The organism is Nocardiopsis chromatogenes YIM 90109 (genome assembly GCF_000341185.1).
Classification (GTDB): Bacteria; Actinomycetota; Actinomycetes; order Streptosporangiales; family Streptosporangiaceae; genus Nocardiopsis_A; species Nocardiopsis_A chromatogenes.
Map to the genome: position 1 here is coordinate 1 of NZ_ANBH01000293.1, position 18144 is coordinate 18144.

The window sequence follows — 18144 nt, forward strand, 5'->3', positions numbered from 1 at the left end:
CCCTCCCCGGCCGCCTCGGCCATCGCGGGCAGCACCGGCGCGTCGCCGTACAGCGGGGGCGTGCGCCCGCTTCGGCGGCGGGCGACGGCCGCCAGGGCGCCGCCCAGGTCGGGGAGGAGCCGCGGGTCGGGGTTGCCGGTGGCGGCGTCGACGGTCCCCGGCGGCACCGCGCCGGGGCCGGTCTCGCGCGGGGCGGCGGCGGGCCGCTGCCGCACCCGGGTGCCGCGCCGCCCGCCGGTCTCCACCAGCCCGCGGTCGCGCAGCAGGCGGTAGGCGGCCGCCACGGTGTTGGGGTTGACGCCCAGTTCGCCGGCGAGGTCGCGGATGGGGGGCAGGAGCGCCCCGGCCTGGAGTCCTCCGCCGACGATCTCCCGTTCCACGCTGTCGGCGATCTCGTGCGAGCCGCGTCCGGTGATGACCATGACCGCATTATCCAGCAGTGCGGCCCCGCCGGGCACACCGGCGCGGCGGGCGGCCCGGTGCGGCGAACAGGTGCCACAGGGGGCACAAAGGGGTCGACCCGGCGCGGCGGATGGACGATTATCGGTGGGCCGCGATTCACTTTCATTTCTCCGGTATTTTTTATCAATTGTTCATTGCGTGCTGCGCAATGCGTTGCGCCCTGCGATTCGTCGGGGTCGCCGCGGAATGCGCGTCCGACGCTCCGAAGGGGGGTCCGGGGGTCCTCGCGAGGCCGTGTGCAGGGGGTTCGTCCAACGAATTTGTCCGCTCTGACCTGCGGTTAAGGCATCTTTGCGGCCCAGCCCACTTGAAGTGGGGTGGGGGTCATGCCTTTCAATGGGGATACGCGAAGTTTCACCCTCGACGTCGTGTGCCGGACGTCCGGGGAGTGTTCTAGTGTGAGGAGTCGACCTATTAAAGGGCAGGATCAGCAGCGATTTGGAGACGACCCGCTAGCCGTTCGCGACACCGACCACTACAAAGCCGAATACGTCACCGGGTTCGTTGACAAGTGGGACGAGCTGATCGACTGGAAGCGCCGCTACGAGAGCGAGGGGCGCTTCTTCGTGGATCAGCTCAAGGAGCGCGGTGTCCGCGAGGTCCTCGATGTCGCGACCGGGACCGGCTTCCACTCGGTGCGCTTGGTCGAAGAGGGGTTCGACACCGTCAGCGCTGACGGAAGCCCTGAGATGCTCGCCAAGGCCTTCGCCAACGGCATGGCCTACGGCGGGCACATCCTGCGCGTCGTCCAGGCCGACTGGCGCTGGCTCAACCGCGACGTGCACGGGACCTATGACGCGATCATCTGTCTGGGCAACTCGTTCACCCACCTGTTCTCCGAGCGGGACCGCCGCAAGGCGCTGGCCGAGTTCTACGCGATGCTCAAGCACGACGGCGTGCTGATCATCGACCAGCGCAACTACGACGCCCTGCTGGACGGCAAGTACGGGAACAAGCACACCTACTACTACTGCGGTGAGGAGGTGTCCGCCGAGCCGGAGCACGTCGACGAGGGCCTCGCGCGCTTCGTCTACCGGTTCCCGGACAAGTCCGAGTACCACCTCAACATGTTCCCGCTGCGCAAGAACTACACGCGGCGGCTCCTGCGCGAGGTGGGCTTCCAGAAGGTGGAGACCTTCGGCGACTTCCAGGAGACCCACCAGGGCGAGGAGCCGGACTTCTACATCCACATCGCCGAGAAGTCCTACCTGCGGGAGGACGACCTCTCCGAGGCGTACTCGGCGGCGGTCCGGACCGCCCGGGAGTACTACAACTCCAGCGACGCCGACACCTTCTACCACACCATCTGGGGCGGCACCGACATCCACGTCGGGCTGTACGACTCCCCGGACGGCGACATCGCCGAGGCGAGCCGCCGCACCGTGGAGCGCATGGCGTCCAAGGTGGAGATCGGCCCGGACACCGAGGTCATCGACGTCGGTGCCGGTTACGGCGGATCCGCGCGCTTCCTGGCCCGCCAGTTCGGGTGCAAGGTGACCTGCCTCAACCTCAGCGAGGTGGAGAACGAGCGCAACCGGGAGATGAACCGCGAGGCGGGCCTGGACCACCTGATCACGGTGGTCGACGGCTCGTTCGAGGACATCCCCTGCCAGGACAACGCCTTCGACGTCGTCTGGTCCCAGGACGCGTTCCTGCACAGCGGCGACCGGCCCCGGGTGCTGGAGGAGGTCTCCCGCGTGCTGCGCACCGGCGGGCACCTGATCTTCACCGACCCGATGGCGTCGGACTCCGCGACCCAGGACGCCCTGCGGCCGATCCTGGACCGCCTGCACCTCGACAGCATGGGCACGCCCGGCTTCTACGACAAGCAGACGGCCCGCCTTGGCCTGTCCAAGGTGGAGTACGACGACCTGACCGAGCAGCTCCCGCGCCACTACGGCCGCGTCCTCGCCGAGACCGAGGCGCGCGAGTCCGAGCTGAACGGCAAGATCAGCGAGGCGTACCTCACCCGGATGAAGACGGGGCTGCGCAACTGGGTGAACGGCGGCGAGTCCGGCTCGCTCGCCTGGGGGATCCTGCACTACAAGGCCTGATCCCGACCTCCCGGGAACGGCGGGCACGGCCCTGGGCCCGCCGCCCCGGCCCGGCCCCCGGCTCGCGGGGGGCCGGGCCGGGGGTTCACCCGGGCGACCCCTTCCAAGGCTCGGGGGCGTGGCGTCGCGTCGGCCTGCCGCGCCCCCGTACCGCTTTTCCAGGGCCGTGCGGGTCGGCGCATTCCCGGGGCCCTTCCGGCGCCTCGAAGGCGCCGGGGACGGGCCTCAGGCGTCCTCCGGCGGGCCCGACCGGGTCAGACCGGCCGCCCGGCCCTTGGCGGAGACCACCAGGGCCATCTTCCGCGACGCCTCGTCCAGCATCTCTCCGTCGAGCATGACCGCGCCCCGGCGTTCCACAGAGGTGGCGTGTTCGTAGGCGTCGAGGATGCGCTCGGCGCGGTCGAACTCCTCCTGGCCGGGGGAGTAGATCCCGTTGGCGGCCTCGACCTGGGAGGGGTGCACCGTCCATTTGCCGTCGTAGCCCAGGGCCGCGGTGCGCCCGGCCGAGGCGCGGAAGGCCTCGGGGTCGCGGACCTTGAGCTCGGGGCCGTCGATCGCCTGGAGGCCGTTGGCCCGCGCCGCCGTCAGGATGCGGAAGAGGACGTAGTGGTAGGCGTCCCCGACGTCGTACCCGGGCGGCTGCGCGCCGACCTCCAGGCTGCGCATGTTCATCGACGCCATGAAGTCGGCGGGGCCGTATACCAGCGTCTCCAGGCGCGGGGAGGCGGCGGCGATCGCGTCCACGGCGGACAGGCCGCGCGCGTCCTCGATCTGCGCCTCGATGCCGATCCGCCCCGCCTCCAGGCCGCAGGCGCGCTCCACCTGCGTGAGCAGCAGGTCGAGCCACTGCACGTGGACCGGGTCGGTGACCTTGGGCAGCACCAGGCAGTCCAGGTCGGCCCCGGCCCGTTCGACCACGGCCGCCACGTCGCGGTAGGTCCACGGGGTGTCCAGGGCGTTCACCCGGACCGTGCGCACCCGTGCGCCCCATCCGCCCTCGGTGAGCGCGGCGGCCGCGGCGTCGCGGGCGCGCTCCTTCTCCGAGGGCGCCACCGCGTCCTCCAGGTCGAGGAAGAACGCGTCGGAGGCGATGCCGCGCGCCTTGTCCACGAAACGCGGGTTGGAGGCCGGGACCGCGAGGACCGAGCGTCGCGACCGGAAGGGCGCCATGTTCCACTCCTGCCGTCGAGGGGGTGCCTGCCGGATCGGGCCCTCCGGCGCGGTGTCCGGGCGCGGCCCTCGCGGAGTCGCCACCGCTCGGCACCGTGCGGACCGGGACTGACCCGGGCCCTGCGATGGCCGTGACGCCGCCGGTTCTGTCGACGGGCCTGATCCAGGAGACACACCTTAGAGGCTCCGCGGGGGGCGCCCCGGGGNNGGCATTCCAGGCGTCTGCGTGCGTAAGCCGCCGCGCCGAGGGGGAACCACACCATGGGGGAAAGGGGAACGATGAGACGGACGAGCGACGCGCCGCCTCGGGACACGGCGGGCACCGAGGCGTATCCGACCAGCTCGCACTGGGGCGCCTACGAGGTGCTCGTCGAGAACGGGCGGGTGGTGGGCACCCGCCCCGACCCCGGCGACCCCGACCCCTCCCCGCTCATCGGCAACACCCCCGCCGCCCAGCACCACCCCACCCGCGTCGCCCGCCCGGCCGTGCGGCGCCGCTGGCTGGACAACGGCCCCGGCCCCGACCCCGAGCGCGGCGCCCCCGGCGACACCTACGTCGAGGTGGACTGGGACACCGCCGCCGAGCTGGTCGCCGCGGAGCTGAAGCGGGTCCACCGCGAACACGGCGGCGAGGCCGTCTTCGGCGGCTCCTACGGCTGGGGCAGCGCCGGGCGCTTCCACCACTCGCAGAGCCAGCTCCACCGGTTCCTCAACACCGCCGGCGGCTACACCCGGAGCCGGGCCACCTACAGCCACGCCGCGGTGGAGGTGCTCTTCCCGCACCTGGTCGGCCCCCCGGGCGCGCACGCCCTGCTGGAGCGCGCCCCCACCTGGGAGGCGATCGCCGAGCACACCGACCTCATCGTCAGCTTCGGCGGCCTGCGCCTGTCGAACACCTGGATCTCCTCGGGCGGGCGCGCCGCGCACACCGCCGCCGCGGGCATGCGCGAGGCGGCCGCGCGCGGCCTACGCACCGTGTCCGTCAGCCCGCTCAAGGACGACACCATCGAGGAGATGGGCGCCGAGTGGCTGCCCGCCGCGCCCGGCACCGACACCGCCGTCATGCTCGCCCTGACCAACGTCCTGATCGAGGAGGGCCTGGCCGACCGCGCCTTCCTCGACCGGTACACCGTCGGCGCCGACGTGGTGCGCCGCTACGCCACCGGCGAGACCGACGGCGTGGCCAAGACCCCCGAATGGGCCGAGACCATCTGCGAGCTGCCCGCCGACACGCTGCGCTCCCTGGCGCGCCGCATGGCAGCCGGGCGCACCCTGGTCAACGTCGGCTGGTCGGTACAGCGCACCCAGTACGGAGAGCAGCCGCTGTGGGCGGGCCTGGCGCTGGCCGCGTGCCTGGGCCAGATCGGCCTTCCCGGCGGCGGGTTCGCCACCGGGTACGGCTCCATGGGCCGCTACGGCGGCGGCGCCACCCCCGGCGGCCTGCCGCGCTTCCCCAAGGGCGCCAACCCGGTCGACCGCCACATCCCGGTCGCCCACACCTCGGAGATGCTGCTGCACCCGGGGGAGGAGTTCGACTTCGACGGCGAGCGCCTCACCTACCCCGACATCCGGCTGGTCGCCTGGTCCGGGGGCAACCCGTTCCACCACCACCAGGACCTGTCCCGGCTCACCCGCGCCTTCGGCCGCCCGGACACCGTGCTGGTCGTGGAGACGCACTGGACGGCGACCGCGCGCCACGCCGACATCGTGCTGCCCTCCACCACCACCCTCGAACGCGAGGACATGGCCGCCAGCCAGGGCGACCTGCGGCTGAACGTGATGCGCCGGGCGGTCGCCCCCTACGGCGAGGCGCGCGACGAATTCGAGATCTACCGGGCCGTCACCGCCCGCATGGGCCTGGAGAAGGAGTTCACCGAGGGCCGCACCGCACAGGGGTGGATGCGGCACATGTACGAGCTGTGGCGCGAGCGGCAGCACGACATGTTCGGCGCCGACCTGCCCTCCTACGACGCCTTCCGGGAGGCCGGGGGCGTGGACCTGCCCGGCCGGGTGAACGACGAGGCTATGGCGGCCTTCGCCGAGTTCCGCGAGGACCCGGTGGCCCACCCCCTGCAGACCCCGAGCGGCCGCATCGAGCTGTTCTCGGCGACCATCGCGGGCTTCGGTTACGCCGACTGCCCCGGATACCCGATCTGGCTGCCCGCCGAGGAACGGCTCGGGTCGGCCCGCGCGCGGCGCTGGCCGCTGCTCCTGCTGGCCAACCAGCCCAAGGGGCGCCTGCACAGCCAGCAGGACATGGGCGCCTACAGCGCCTCGCTGAAGGTGGACGGGCGCGCGCCGGTGCGCATGCACCCCGACGACGCCGCGGCGCGCGGGCTCGCCGACGGCGACCTGGTACGCGTGCACAACGACCGGGGCAGCCTGCTCGCCGGGGTGCGCGTCAGCGCCGACCTGCGCCCCGGCGTGGCCCAGCTGTCCACGGGCGCCTGGTACGACCCGTCCTCCACCGAGGTGACCTGCGCGCACGGCAACCCGAACGTGCTGACCGGCGTCGCCGGGACCTCGCGCCTGGCCCAGGGGTCCACCGGCCAGCACGTGCTGGTGGAGATCGAGGCCTACCGGGGCGACCCGCCGCCCGTGACGGCCTTCACCCCGCCGGTGCCGGTGCCCCCTTCCTCCTGATCTGGAGCATAGGTTAGCCTCTACTAAGTTCCAGCGCCGGTGCCGGTCCCCCGACCGGCGCCGACGCCCCCGTGGCGCCCTGCCGCGCCCGGAACCCGAACCGGAACGAACGTCGGAGGAAGACGAGTGCCCTTGCCAAGGCGGTGCGCCCGCCCGGCCCCGGAGGCCGGGGGCCGGTGAGCGCGGAGACGGCGGCGCCGGACCGGGCCGCACCCGTCCGCGAGGAGGCCGCGCAGGCGCTCGACAGGCGCACCCGCGCCCACGCCCGGGTGCACACCGCCAGGGCGCTGGGGCTGCTCGCCGCCGTCGGCGTGCTGGTGCTGTGCATGGGCCTCAGCGTCTCGGTGGGGGCCAAGCCCATCCCCCTGGGCACCGTGTGGGACGCGCTTTTCGCCAACGACGGCTCCTACGACCACAGCGTCATCGTCGAGCTGCGCATCCCCCGCGCGGTCCTCGGCGTGTTCGTCGGCGCCGCCCTGGGGCTGTCCGGGGCGCTGATGCAGGGCCTGACCCGCAACCCGCTGGCCGAGCCCGGCATCCTCGGCATCAACTCCGGCGCCGCGGCCGCCGTCGTGGCCGCCATCTACGTCTTCGGCCTCACCAGCCCCAACGCCTACGTGTGGTTCGCCTTCCTCGGCGCCGCCGCGGCCTCCGCGGCCGTCTACGCCCTGGGCAGCCGCGGCCGCAGCCAGGCCACCCCGGTGCGCCTGGCGCTCGCCGGGACCGCCGTCGCCGCCGTGCTGCAAGGCCTGGTCTACACGGTGATCGTGCTGGACGACTTCGTCTTCGACCGGATCCGCTTCTGGCAGGTCGGCTCCCTGGTCGGCCGCGACCTGGAACTGTTCTCCCGCATCTGGCCGTTCCTGGTCGCCGGGGTGGTCATCGCCCTGCTGCTGGGGCCCGCGCTGAACACCGTCGCCCTCGGCGACGACCTGGCCGCGGCGCTGGGCGCGCGGATCAACCGCACCCGCCTGCTGGCGGCCGTGGCGATCGTGCTCATGTGCGGGGCGGCCACCGCCACCGCCGGGCCCATCTGGTTCGTGGGGCTGACCGTGCCGCACGTGGCGCGCACCATCACCGGCCCCGACCAGCGCTGGCTGCTGCCCTACTCGGCGGTGCTCGCCGCGATCCTGCTGACCGCCGCCGACACCCTGGGCCGCGTGGTGCTGCCCAACGGCGAACTCGAAGTCGGCATCATCACCGCGCTCGTGGGGGCGCCGGTGTTCATCGCCCTGGTCCGGCGCAAGAGGATGGCCCAGCTATGACGGCGACGACCCCGCGCACCGCGCCCACGGCGGACGGGAGCGTGCGCCCCGGCCGCCCGGTGCGCTTCGGCGGCGTGTCCTTCCTGCTCCGGCCGCGCACCGCCGTGGTGCTCGGCGCGCTCGTGGCGGCCATCGCCGCCGTCTTCGCGGCGCTGCTGATGCTCGGCGAGTACGAGATCTCCCTTCCCCGGGTGGCCGCCGCCCTGGCCGGGACGGGCGAGCGCCTGGACCTGTTCTTCGTGCGCGACGTGCGCCTGCCCCGCGCCTGGGTCGCCGTGCTCGTCGGCGCCTCCCTCGGGGTGGCGGGCGCGGTCTTCCAGAGCCTGTCCCGCAACCCCCTGGGCAGCCCGGACATCATCGGCTTCACCGGTGGCGCGGCCACCGGGGCGGTGCTGACCATCCTGGTCCTGGGCGGGTCGATGCTGCAGGTGTCGCTCGGCGCCGTCGTCGGCGGCGTCGCCACCGCCGGACTGGTGTACCTGCTGGCCATGCGCGGCGGCGTGCAGGGCTACCGGCTGATCCTCGTCGGCATCGGCATCAACGCCATGCTCGTCTCCGTGCGCGACTACCTGATCACCCGCGCCGACCTCACCGAGGCCAAGGCCGCCCAGGTGTGGATGATCGGCAGCCTCAACGCGCGCGGGTGGGGCGAGGTCGTCGCGGTCGCCGTGTGCATGGCGGTGCTGCTGCCGCCGCTGCTGGCGATGGGCCCCCGGCTGCGGCTGATGGAGATGGGCGACCAGACCGCGCACGCCCTCGGCGTCCCGGTGCAGCGCACCCAGGCCCTCGCGCTGCTGGCGGCCAGCGCGCTGACCGGCGCGGCGATCGCCGTCGCCGGGCCGATCTCGTTCATCGCCTTGGCCGCCCCCCAGCTCGCCCGCAGGCTGCTGCGCTCCGACGGCACCACGCTGTTCGGCTCGGCGCTGATGGGCGCGCTCCTGCTCACCGCCGCCGACCTGGTCGCCCAGCACGCGGTGGGGGAGGCCCGGCTCCCGGTGGGCGCGGTGACCGCGGTCATCGGCGGAAGCTACCTCGTCTGGCTCCTCTACCGTGAATGGCGGACCGGACGTGCCTGACCGGCGCCCCCGACACGACAAGCGCCCCCGACACGACGCACACACAGGAGAAAGCGCGATGCCCGAACCGTCCCGGCTGTGGGGGGAGAACCTGACGCTCGCCTACGACCAGAGCGTCATCTCCCGAGACCTGGGGATCAGCATCCCGGACAACTCCTTCACGGTCATCGTCGGCCCCAACGCCTGCGGCAAGTCCACGCTGCTGCGGGCGCTGTCCCGGATGCTCAAGCCGCAGTCGGGGGCGGTGCACCTGGACGGGAGGCTCATCTCGTCCTACCCCTCCAAGGAGGTGGCGCGGCGGCTGGGCCTGCTGCCGCAGTCGTCGGTGGCCCCCGACGGCATCACCGTGGCCGACCTGGTGGCGCGCGGCCGCTACCCGCACCAGAAGCTGCTGCGCCAGTGGTCCCGCTCCGACGAGTCGGTGATCACCGAGTCCATGGAGGCCACCGGCGTCGCCGAACTCGCCGACCGGATGGTGGACGAGCTGTCCGGCGGGCAGCGCCAGCGGGTGTGGCTGGCCATGGTGCTGGCCCAGCAGACGCCGCTGCTGCTGCTGGACGAGCCCACCACCTTCCTGGACATCGCCCACCAGATGGACGTGCTCGACCTGTGCGCGGAGCTGCACCACGAGCGCGAGTACACGCTGGTCGCGGTGTTGCACGACCTGAACCAGGCGTGCCGGTACGCCACCCACCTGATCGTCATGAAGGACGGCGCGGTGGTCGCCGAGGGCGAACCCTCGGAGATCGTCACCGGCGACCTGGTGGAGAAGGTGTTCGGGCTGCCGGTGCGGGTGGTGCCCGACCCGGAGACCGGGACCCCGATGATCGTCGCGGTGGACCGGCGGGGCACGATCTCCCGCCGCGCGCGCGGCGGAGCGGAGGCGGCCGGATCCTCCGAGTCCTCGGAGTCCTCGGAGTCCTCGGTGGACACGGGGTCCGACGGGGACCAGGGGTCCGTGGAGGACACCTCCCAGGACGGCGGCACGGACCAGGACGGCGCGCTCCTGGAGAAGCGCTCGGCCTGAGCCCGCCCACCCGGCGATGATCTGGGGGAGGTCGGCCTCATGATGGCCGGTGTGGGTCCCTCCTCCCCGGAATCAGCGACCGTGTGACGGGCCCGACTCCCATACCCGTTGGGCCTCGGCGAGCAGGTACGGCGCCGCCGCCGTCTCCGCGCCCGCCAGGGCCGCCAGCGTCGCCGACGCCGATGCGCGGTCCGGGGCGGCCCCCGCGATCCGCCCGCCGGACACCGCGATGAAGCGGAGGGCGGCGACCCCGTCCTGGTGGTCGCCGAGCACCTCTTGGAGCGCGGCCGTCCAGCGGCGCAGCCGGGTGGCGCGCTTGCCCAGTACGGGTTCGGCGGCCATGGCCGTGTACCGGACGCGCTTGGCGGCCTTGCGGACCTCGTGCCACGCCTCGCCCCGGCCGGGCCCGTGCCCGGCCGCCAGCGCGCGCTCGTGGAGGGTGCGCATGCGGTCCACCGCGTCGCCGAGCTGGGCCTTCATCACCTTCTGGGCCGGGTCGTCGGCGCGGCGCCCCGTCAGTGGCGCGGTGCGCAGCCGGTCCAGCTCGTCGAGCAGGGCGAAGTACTCCGGCCCGTCCAGCGCGCGCACGGATTTGCGCCGCGCCTCCTGCAGTCGTCGGTCGAATGCGTCGAGCCAGTCCGCCGTCAGGGCCACCCCTCCGGCGCGGGGCGGAAGCTCCGCCAAGCGCGCCCTGAACCTCTCCCGCAGCACTTCGAGGTCGCGGGCGGTCCCCAGGGACGCGGCCAGCTCCCGCAGCGCCGCCGCCGTGCCCCGGACCGCCGTGCGGTCGACGACCGACGGGAACCCCTGCAGGACCGTGCGGATGCGGCGGGTGGCCACCCGCATCTGGTGCACCGCGTCCTCCTCGCCGAGCCGCACCCGCGGGTCCAGTTCGAGCACGCGCTCGACCTGGTCGAAGAGGTAGACGCGGACGGCGGCGTCGGCGGTGGCCCCCGACGGGCGCTCGGGTGGCGCGGGCACCCTGTCGCCCAGCAGCGTCAGCAGCTTGGAGCCGGTGCGCGCGGGCCGCGCTCCGGCGTCCAGCAGGCGGCGGCCGATCGCCTCCAGGAGGTCGCGGTCGCCCGACCCCAGCTCGGCCTCCACCTCCCGCCAGCGGATCTCCCGGCCGTCGCCGCCACAGTCGCCGCCGCCGTCCAGGACCTCGCCGTGCACACGGTCGTCGGCGATGAGTGCGAGCGGCCCGCCCCCGTCGGCGAGCAGGCCCAGTTCGGTGCGCTCGGTGGTGATCCGGGCGACGGGGGCCGGCGGGGCCCCGCGCGCGGCGGACGCCGCCAGCCGGACCAGCCGGGCGGGGATCCGGGCGGCGTGCGACCCCTGGGGCGCGTGGAACTCCCGCTTGCCGTCGCGCCCCCAGGGGATCTTCAGGTGCCACCCGGCGTCCGGTCCGCCGAGGCGGCGGCGCAGCGTGATCCCCCGGGCGGCGAGGCGCAGGTCCTCGGTGTCGAAGTAGGTGGCCGTGAGCCGGTACCTCTGCTCGTCCACGCCGCCCGGGGCGAGATCGGCCGGCCGGGGGAGGGAGAACCCGGCACCGACCTCGAACGTCGTCTCGATCTCCAACTGATCGACCATCGCGCTCTCCAGCGGTCGGGCCGGAACCGTGGGTGTTCCGGGTGCCCCCGTTCTCCCCCGGCGGGGAGATCGTCAACCGAGCGGCTCGGGCAGCGGTCGGGAGTGCACCACGTGCAGGCGGCTGACCGCGCGGGTGAGGACCACGTAGAGGCGGTTGAGCCCGCGCTCCTCGGCGTCGGCGATCTCCGCGGGATCCACGGCGACGACGGTGTCGAACTCCAGGCCCTTGGCCAGCGAGGCGGGGACGCAGGCGACCCGGTACGCCTCCAGCGCGTCCGGTTCCCGGCCCAGGTGGCCCGCCTCGATCCCGTGCTCCCGCAGGGCCGTGTGGAGCCCGTCGAGGCGGGCGTCGGCCGCGATGACGCCGATGGACCCCTCGTCGTCCAGCGCGCGCTTGCAGGCGTCCAGCACGGCACCGGTGAGCCGGGCGGCGGGCGCGCCCTCGATGCGCAGGGCGCCGGGCGCCTGCCGGGCCGCGCTCGGGGCGGGCAGGTCGGGGGCGATCTCCGGGAGCAGCCGCGCCGCGAAGTCGATGATCTGCGCGGGCACCCGGTAGCCGCGGCTGAGGACCTGCATCCGGGCGTCCTCCTTGCCGAGGTGGCGCAGCAGGTCCGCCCAGGTCCGGGCCGCCGCCGGGGCGGTGCCCTGGGCGATGTCGCCGAGTACCGTCACCGACCCGGCCGGGACGCGGCGGGCCACCGCCCGGCACTGCATCGGGCTCAGGTCCTGCGCCTCGTCCAGCACGATGTGGCCGAGCGACGGGGGCCGCTGCACCAGGCACGCGGCCTCGTCGATCAGCACCAGGTCGGCCGGGGACCAGGGGGCGGACCGCGCCGAGCGCGGGCGCCCGGGGAACCGGACGGCCGCCTGCTCCTCGGGGTCCAGGACGCCCTCGGCCGCGCGGGCCAGCAGGCCGGGGTCGGAGAGCAGGCCGAAGACGAGCTTGACCGGGTCGGCCTTGGGCCACATGGCGGCGACGGCGGCCTTGACTTCGCGCGAGCGGGCCATGCGGCCGCGGGTGCCCGCGTCGGGGGTGCCGCCCGAGGCCTCCATGAGGCTCTGCACCGCGCCGCCCAGCCGCTGGGCGAGCAGGCCCCGCCCGGCGCCGTAGGAGGCCCGCTGGCGGCGGATGCCGTCGACGATCTCCGCGATGTCCTCCGGCGGCACCCGGTGCTTGCGTGAACCGACCGTCACCACAAGCGTCTCCTCGATCGGGCGCACCTGCGCCCACAGGGCCCGGGAGACGACCTCGGCCATGCGGGCGTCGCCCTTGAGGCGCGCGGCCTCGGGGGAGTCGGTGCCCTTGGGCGCGCCCCGGCCGGCCAACTCCTCCAGGGTGAGCTGGCCCGCCTCGGCCTCGCCCAGAGCGGGCAGGACGTTGCGGATATAGGAGAGGAAGGAGCTGCTCGGGCCGACGATCGCCACGCCGCCCTCGCGGCGCAGGCGCTCGCGCTCGGCGTAGAGCAGGTACGCGATGCGGTGCAGGCCCACGGCCGTCTTGCCGGTTCCGGGGGCGCCCTGCACGCACAGGCTCGTGTCCAGGGAGGCGCGCACCAGGTCGTCCTGGTCGGGCTGGATGGTGGCGACGATGTCCCGCATGGGGCCGGTCCGGGGGCGCTCGATCTCCGCGGCCAGGAGCGCTGCCGCGGCGTCGCCCGGGGCCGGTTCGGGGAGGGTGAGGTCCTCGTCCTCGAACGCGGTCAGTGCGCCGTCGGCGCCGAACCCGTAGCGGCGGCGGGAGAGCACGCCCATGGGCGATTGCGGCCCGGCGCGGTAGAAGGCCGCCGAGACGGGGGCCCGCCAGTCCAGGACCATGGAGGCGCCCGACGTGTCGCGCACATTCCGGCGGCCGATATAGGCGAAGTCGGCTCCGGGGGTGCGTGTGGAGGTGAAGGGGGCGCCGGGTTCCGCCTCATAAAGGGCGCCTGGAGGGTAGGTGAGGCGGCCGAAGAAGAGGGGCGCGTCCGGGAGTTCGGCCAGTGCTTCGGCGCGGCGTTCGCGTGCGCGCTGCAGAACGGCGTTGGTGTATTTGTCGACCGAGGCGTCGCCGAGGGCCGTCTCGGTGGAGAGGACTTCTTCGCGCATTCGGCGCAGTGCCTCGCGGGAGGAGGCGAGGTGGCGCCGTTCCGCCCGGAGTTCGGCGGCCCCGCCGTCGGCGGGACCGCCGCTGGAACCGCCGTCGGAACGGTCGGCGGAATCGGGCATGCGTGCTGGAGGCGTGCAGGAGGACACGGAGGACTCCCCGGGATCGGTCGGGCTGGTCGTCGGGGCGGCGGATGCGCGGGTCCCGCCCCGGCGCGCCGTGGCGCCAGCCGGTTCGTTCCGATCCTCTGCGCGTCGGTGTGCCGTGGTGCACTTCCGCCGCGAAGAAGCGATGATACTCGCGGGGAAGAGGGATGGCAATCCTCCTTTCTCCGCTTTCCCGGCCGGGGAAACGGCGCGGTGCACGACCGGTCCGCGGGCCGCCGATCGGGCGCGACCAGCGGTAACGATGGGATAAATCGGCGGGTGAGCGCGCTTTCCGGGATGGTGATCACGGGCCGGAAGGGGTATCCGTCCGGTATTTCCACCGGTGCGATCGGAGGCGACGGTGACTACGACGACGATCTTCTTCGGAGAGCTGTTCGGAACGGCGATCCTCGTCCTCTTCGGCTGCGGCGTGGTCGCCGCCCACGTCCTGAACAAGTCCAAGGCGCACGGCGGGGGCTGGGTGCTGATCACCTTCGGGTGGGGCTTCGGCGTCATGGCGGGGGCCTACTTCGCGCTGCCGCTGTCCGGCGGGCACATCAACCCGGCCGTCACCTTCGGCCTGGCCGCGGCGAACGGCGAGTGGGCCACCGTTCCGGTCTACGTCCTGGGCCAGATGCTCGGCGCGATCATCGGCGCCACCCTGACGTGGCTGGTCTACCTGAGCCAGTTCAAGAACTCCGACGGCCCGTTCCTGGGGATCTTCTCCACCGAGCCGGAGGTGCGCAATCCCGGGGCGAACTTCCTCACCGAGTTCATCGCCACCGCCGCCCTGCTGTTCATCGTCACCGCCACCGGGCAGAACAAGGAGCTGGCGCTGTCCGGAGTGGGCGTGCTCATCGTCGCCCTGGGCGTGGTCGGCATCGGCATGAGCCTCGGCGGGCCCACCGGCTACGCCATCAACCCGGCACGTGACCTGGGGCCCCGCATCGTCCACCAGCTCCTTCCCCTGAAGGGCAAGGGCGGCTCGGACTGGGGCTACTCGTGGGTCCCCATCGCGGGCCCGCTCGCGGGCGGCGTCGTCGGCGGCGTCCTCGGCGGTTGGGTGTACGGCCTGCTGTGACGGAGCGGGTCGGCTCCACCGGGACGACCACGCACACGACCGCCGACACGACCGGAGCGGGCGGGGGCGACCCCGCCCGCTTCCCTCATTCTCGTGCGACCTACCGCTGCACAGGGGCCACCCGGTGACCGGGACCGGACCGCTTCAGTGAAAACGCCCCCCGATGGGCCTCCGACACGGCAGTGTCGTAACCGCACGTCCCCCATCGGAAAGAAGCACGTCAATGGTCTACGGCAACGTTCCCCCGCCTCCGCCCCCGCCCCAGCCGCCGAACCGCGGCATGTCCACCGGAGCCAAGATCGGACTCGGGTGCGGTCTGGCCGCAGCCCTCGGATTCCTCCTGCTCATCGGGGGCTGCGTGGCACTGCTCGTCTCCTCGTCGCCCGACTCGGACGGGTCCGCGAACCCGTCCGGCGGCGGAGGAGACGACGGAGGTGCGGAGGGATCGGGCGGCGGTTCGGACGGCGGCGGATCCGGAGAGGAGGAGCCCGCGGCGATCGGGGACACCGTGGAGTCCGGGGCGTTCGCGTTCACCGTCACCGGGGTGGACACCGGTGTCACGGAGGTCTCCGACGAGTCCGGGTTCGTGACGGAGACGCCGGACGGCCGGTACGTCGTCGTGGACGTCACCGTCGAGAACATCGGGGACGAGTCCGGCTACTTCGACTCCTCCTCGCAGAAGCTGGTCGACGTGGACGGCAAGGAGTACAGCACGGACACGGCCGCGGAGATCATGGCGGACACGGACAGCTTCCTGAACGAGATCAACCCCGGCAACAAAGTCGAGGGCCAGTTGATCTTCGACGTGCCCGAGGGGGTCGAGCTCGACAGGCTGGAGCTGCGGGACTTCATCAGCCTCGACTCCTCCGCCGTGGTGGACGTCTCCGGGGCGTAGGAGGCGCGGGCCGCCCCTCCGCCGGGCGCCGTGACCGCGCCCGACGGCCCCGGTTCAGAGCCCGGCGCGTCCGTACTACCGTATGTAGTAGCAATCCGCGCTGGTACGGACGGGCGCCGGAGCCGACCGGGAACAGGGAACTGGGGAGCGGACGTGGTCGAGGGGCTGACGAGCACCATCCAGCTGGTATCGCTGGCGATGGCGGTCTGGTGCATGGTCTCGGCCTTCCGCGACCGGCCCATGGTCGTGCCGCACCTGGTCGGGATGGGCGTGCTGTGGCTGCTCACCATCGCCCAGGCCGTGGTCTCCACGGTGGTCTGGGCGGGCGGCGACCCGCCCGCCGAACCGGCGACGCTCGTGGGGTACCTGGCCACCGTGGTGCTCCTGCCCCCGGCATGCGCCGTGTGGGGGTTCATGGAGCGCAGCCGGTGGGGGCCCGCCGTCATCTCCGTCGCGTGCTTCATCCTCCCGGTCCTCATGGTCCGGCTCGACCAGATCTGGAACCCGCCCGTTGTCTGAGAGCACCGCCTCCGCGAACGCCGCCAGCCGCTCCGGGCCCGGCCGTGTCCTGGTCGCGCTCTACGCCCTGTTCGCCCTCGCCGCGACGGCACGCGCGGGCGTGCAGATCGCCACCCGGTTCCAGGAGGCGCCCCTCGCCTACCTGCTGTCGCTGGTGGCGGGCATCATCTACATCATCGCGACCGTGGGGATCGCCCGCAGCGGGCGCACCTCCCACCGGGTCGCCATGGTGTCCTGCGCGATCGAGCTGTGCGGCGTGCTGGCCGTCGGCACGCTCAGCCTGCTGGACCCGGCGGCGTTCCCCGACGACACCGTGTGGTCGCGCTTCGGCAGCGGCTACCTGTTCATCCCGCTGGTCCTGCCCGTGCTGGGCATGCTCTGGCTGCGGCACGTCGAAAAGGGCCGGACGGCGGAGAAGGCGCAGGCGGCCTGAGGGAGCGCCATCCTAGGGTGGTCCCATGAGCGAACCGCGCAGTGACCACCCTTCCGTTCCGCCCGTCGTCTCGCCCGCGCGCTTGGCCGAACGCCTGCGTGAGGGCGGAGAACTGGCCGTCGTCGACGTGCGCTGGTACCTCGACGGACGGGACGGGCACGCGGCCTACCTGTCCGGGCACCTGCCCGGGGCGGTCTGGGCCGACGTCGACACGGACCTGTCCTCCGAACCGACCCCGGAGGGCGGGCGCCACCCGCTGCCGACGCCCGAGGCGTTCGCCGAAGCGCTGGGGCGGCTCGGTATCGGCGACGCCACGGAGGTCGTCGCCTACGACGACGCGGGCGGGTCCATCGCCGCGCGGCTGGTGTGGATGCTGCGCGCGCTGGGTTCCCCGGCCTCCGTCCTCGACGGCGGCATCCAGGCGTGGGACGGCCCGCTGGAGACGGAGGAGGTGCGCCGCGAGCCGCGCACGCGCACGGCCGTCCCGTGGCCGGCCGAGCGGGTCGCCACCACGGAGGAACTGAAGGACCTGAAGGCGCGTCCCTACGGCCGACTCCTCTTGGACGCTCGCGCGCGCGTGCGCTACACGGGGGAGGAGCCCGCGCCCGTCGATGCGCGGCCCGGCCACATCCCCGGGGCGCGCAGTGCGGAGTGGCAGGGGAACCTCGGACCCGACGGCCGGTTCGCCTCCCCGGAGCGCCTGCGCGAGCGCTTCGCCAGGCTGGGCGTCGAGGGGGCCGAGTCGGTCACCGCCTACTGCGGGTCCGGTGTGACCGCGTGCCACGACCTCATCGCGCTGGAGCACGCCGGCTTCACCGGGGCGCGCCTGTACCCGGGCTCCTGGAGCGCGTGGGGGGCCGACGCGTCGCTGCCGGTGGAGACCGGTGATGCGGAGGGCGGGCACTGACGGCGAGCCGCGTGAGCGGCGCACCGCCGGGACTGCACCGCGTGGCCATCGGACATCTCGGGTTGGCAGGCGGCCACGCGGTGGACCTCGTGAGGGAGGCAATGACCATGTTCCGCCACGATGGGGTCCGAATGGGGACGACGCGCCGATCCGACCTCGAAACCGCACCTAGGCGCCGTCTCACCGGGCTCTAACCCCGGGCGCCGATACTCATCGCAACACGGACGAGAAGCCGGAGGAATCGGATGAGCGCGGAGGACAGGCGAGAGGGACCGGGCGAGGAGCCCCGGACCGACGAGACCCCGGAGACCCCCGAGACCGGCGGTGTGTCCGCGACCGCGGCCGACGGCGCACCGGAGAGCGCCCCGGAAGGCGCTTCGGAAGGCGCTCCCGAGGCGGAGGCGCCGCACGGGGCCGGTCAGGAGGCCGGTGCCGGGCAGGCGGCGCAGCAGCAGACCTCGCCCGCCCCCGGTGGGGCGGCCCCGACCGGGCACACCGCCCCGGAGATCCGGACGCCCGCCGAGGCCGGGCCGTGGTCCCCTCCCGGCGCCGGTGCGTGGAGCATGCGGGCCCAGGCCGGCGAACCCCACAGGCAGCACGGACAGCACGGGCAGCACGGCCACGTCACGAGCGCGGGCGCCTTCGGCGCGCCCGCGGGCGGGGCCCCCGCCCCGCAGTACCCCGCCGCCCATTACGCCGGGCAGCCCTACCCCGGCGCCCACCAGACGCAGCACACCGGACCCCAGCACACCGCCCCGCAGCCCGGGATCGGCGGCGGGGGGGCGGGCCCCCC

General features: G+C 73.6%; 13 protein-coding genes and 2 pseudogenes. 11 read left to right on the forward strand and 4 right to left on the reverse strand.

Going from position 1 to position 18144, the window contains the following annotated elements:
• On the reverse strand, positions 1-422 hold a 422-nt coding region (locus D476_RS34675; RefSeq protein WP_040727346.1), incomplete at its 3' end, for a GntR family transcriptional regulator.
• A 438-nt stretch (positions 423-860) separates the two neighbouring features.
• Between D476_RS34675 and D476_RS0126350 the strand changes: the two genes are divergently transcribed.
• Positions 861-2516: a glycine/sarcosine N-methyltransferase gene (locus D476_RS0126350; RefSeq protein WP_192826430.1), complete on the forward strand. Its 1656-nt coding sequence runs from the start codon at positions 861-863 to the stop codon at positions 2514-2516.
• 225 nt (positions 2517-2741) lie between these two features.
• Here the strand turns inward: D476_RS0126350 and D476_RS0126355 are convergent, their stop codons facing one another.
• Positions 2742-3686, reverse strand: a complete 945-nt coding sequence (locus D476_RS0126355; RefSeq protein ID WP_017626896.1) for an HpcH/HpaI aldolase/citrate lyase family protein — start codon at positions 3684-3686, stop codon at positions 2742-2744.
• A gap of 279 nt (positions 3687-3965) precedes the next feature.
• Between D476_RS0126355 and D476_RS0126360 the strand changes: the two genes are divergently transcribed.
• From D476_RS0126360 to D476_RS34680, 4 genes and pseudogenes are all read left to right on the forward strand, one after another.
• Positions 3966-6329: a molybdopterin-dependent oxidoreductase gene (locus tag D476_RS0126360; protein ID WP_017626897.1), complete on the forward strand. Its 2364-nt coding sequence runs from the start codon at positions 3966-3968 to the stop codon at positions 6327-6329.
• Between the two features lie 176 nt (positions 6330-6505).
• Positions 6506-7594: a FecCD family ABC transporter permease gene (locus D476_RS0126365; RefSeq protein ID WP_020380502.1), complete on the forward strand. Its 1089-nt coding sequence runs from the start codon at positions 6506-6508 to the stop codon at positions 7592-7594.
• Positions 7591-8670, forward strand: a complete 1080-nt coding sequence (locus tag D476_RS0126370; RefSeq protein WP_017626899.1) for a FecCD family ABC transporter permease — start codon at positions 7591-7593, stop codon at positions 8668-8670. The genes D476_RS0126365 and D476_RS0126370 overlap by 4 nt, the downstream gene beginning before the upstream one ends.
• Positions 8671-8728: 58 nt before the next feature.
• A pseudogene (locus D476_RS34680) lies at positions 8729-9520 on the forward strand (ABC transporter ATP-binding protein); the annotation flags it as partial.
• Between the two features lie 249 nt (positions 9521-9769).
• Here the strand turns inward: D476_RS34680 and D476_RS0126380 are convergent.
• On the reverse strand, positions 9770-11287 hold the full coding sequence (locus tag D476_RS0126380; protein ID WP_017626901.1) for a CYTH and CHAD domain-containing protein: 1518 nt from the start codon (positions 11285-11287) through the stop codon (positions 9770-9772).
• 72 nt (positions 11288-11359) lie between these two features.
• Positions 11360-13492, reverse strand: coding sequence for a HelD family protein (locus tag D476_RS0126385; protein ID WP_017626902.1), 2133 nt, complete (start codon positions 13490-13492; stop codon positions 11360-11362).
• Positions 13493-13877: 385 nt separating this feature from the next.
• On the opposite strand from D476_RS0126385, the gene D476_RS0126390 reads away from it, so the two are divergent.
• From D476_RS0126390 to D476_RS0126415, 6 genes and pseudogenes are all read left to right on the forward strand, one after another.
• Positions 13878-14597, forward strand: coding sequence for an MIP/aquaporin family protein (locus tag D476_RS0126390; protein WP_017626903.1), 720 nt, complete (start codon positions 13878-13880; stop codon positions 14595-14597).
• A gap of 223 nt (positions 14598-14820) precedes the next feature.
• Complete coding sequence (locus D476_RS0126395; RefSeq protein ID WP_239648831.1) at positions 14821-15492, forward strand: DUF4352 domain-containing protein; 672 nt, start codon at positions 14821-14823, stop codon at positions 15490-15492.
• A gap of 153 nt (positions 15493-15645) precedes the next feature.
• Positions 15646-16011, forward strand: a complete 366-nt coding sequence (locus tag D476_RS0126400; RefSeq protein ID WP_017626905.1) for a hypothetical protein — start codon at positions 15646-15648, stop codon at positions 16009-16011.
• A complete protein-coding gene (locus D476_RS0126405) occupies positions 16004-16444 on the forward strand; it encodes a hypothetical protein (RefSeq protein ID WP_017626906.1) in 441 nt (146 codons plus the stop codon). Before D476_RS0126400 ends, D476_RS0126405 begins: the two co-directional genes overlap by 8 nt.
• Before the next feature lie 25 nt (positions 16445-16469).
• Positions 16470-17351, forward strand: a complete 882-nt coding sequence (locus D476_RS0126410) for a sulfurtransferase (RefSeq protein WP_017626907.1) — start codon at positions 16470-16472, stop codon at positions 17349-17351.
• Between the two features lie 245 nt (positions 17352-17596).
• Positions 17597-18144, forward strand: a pseudogene (locus tag D476_RS0126415) (hypothetical protein); the annotation flags it as partial.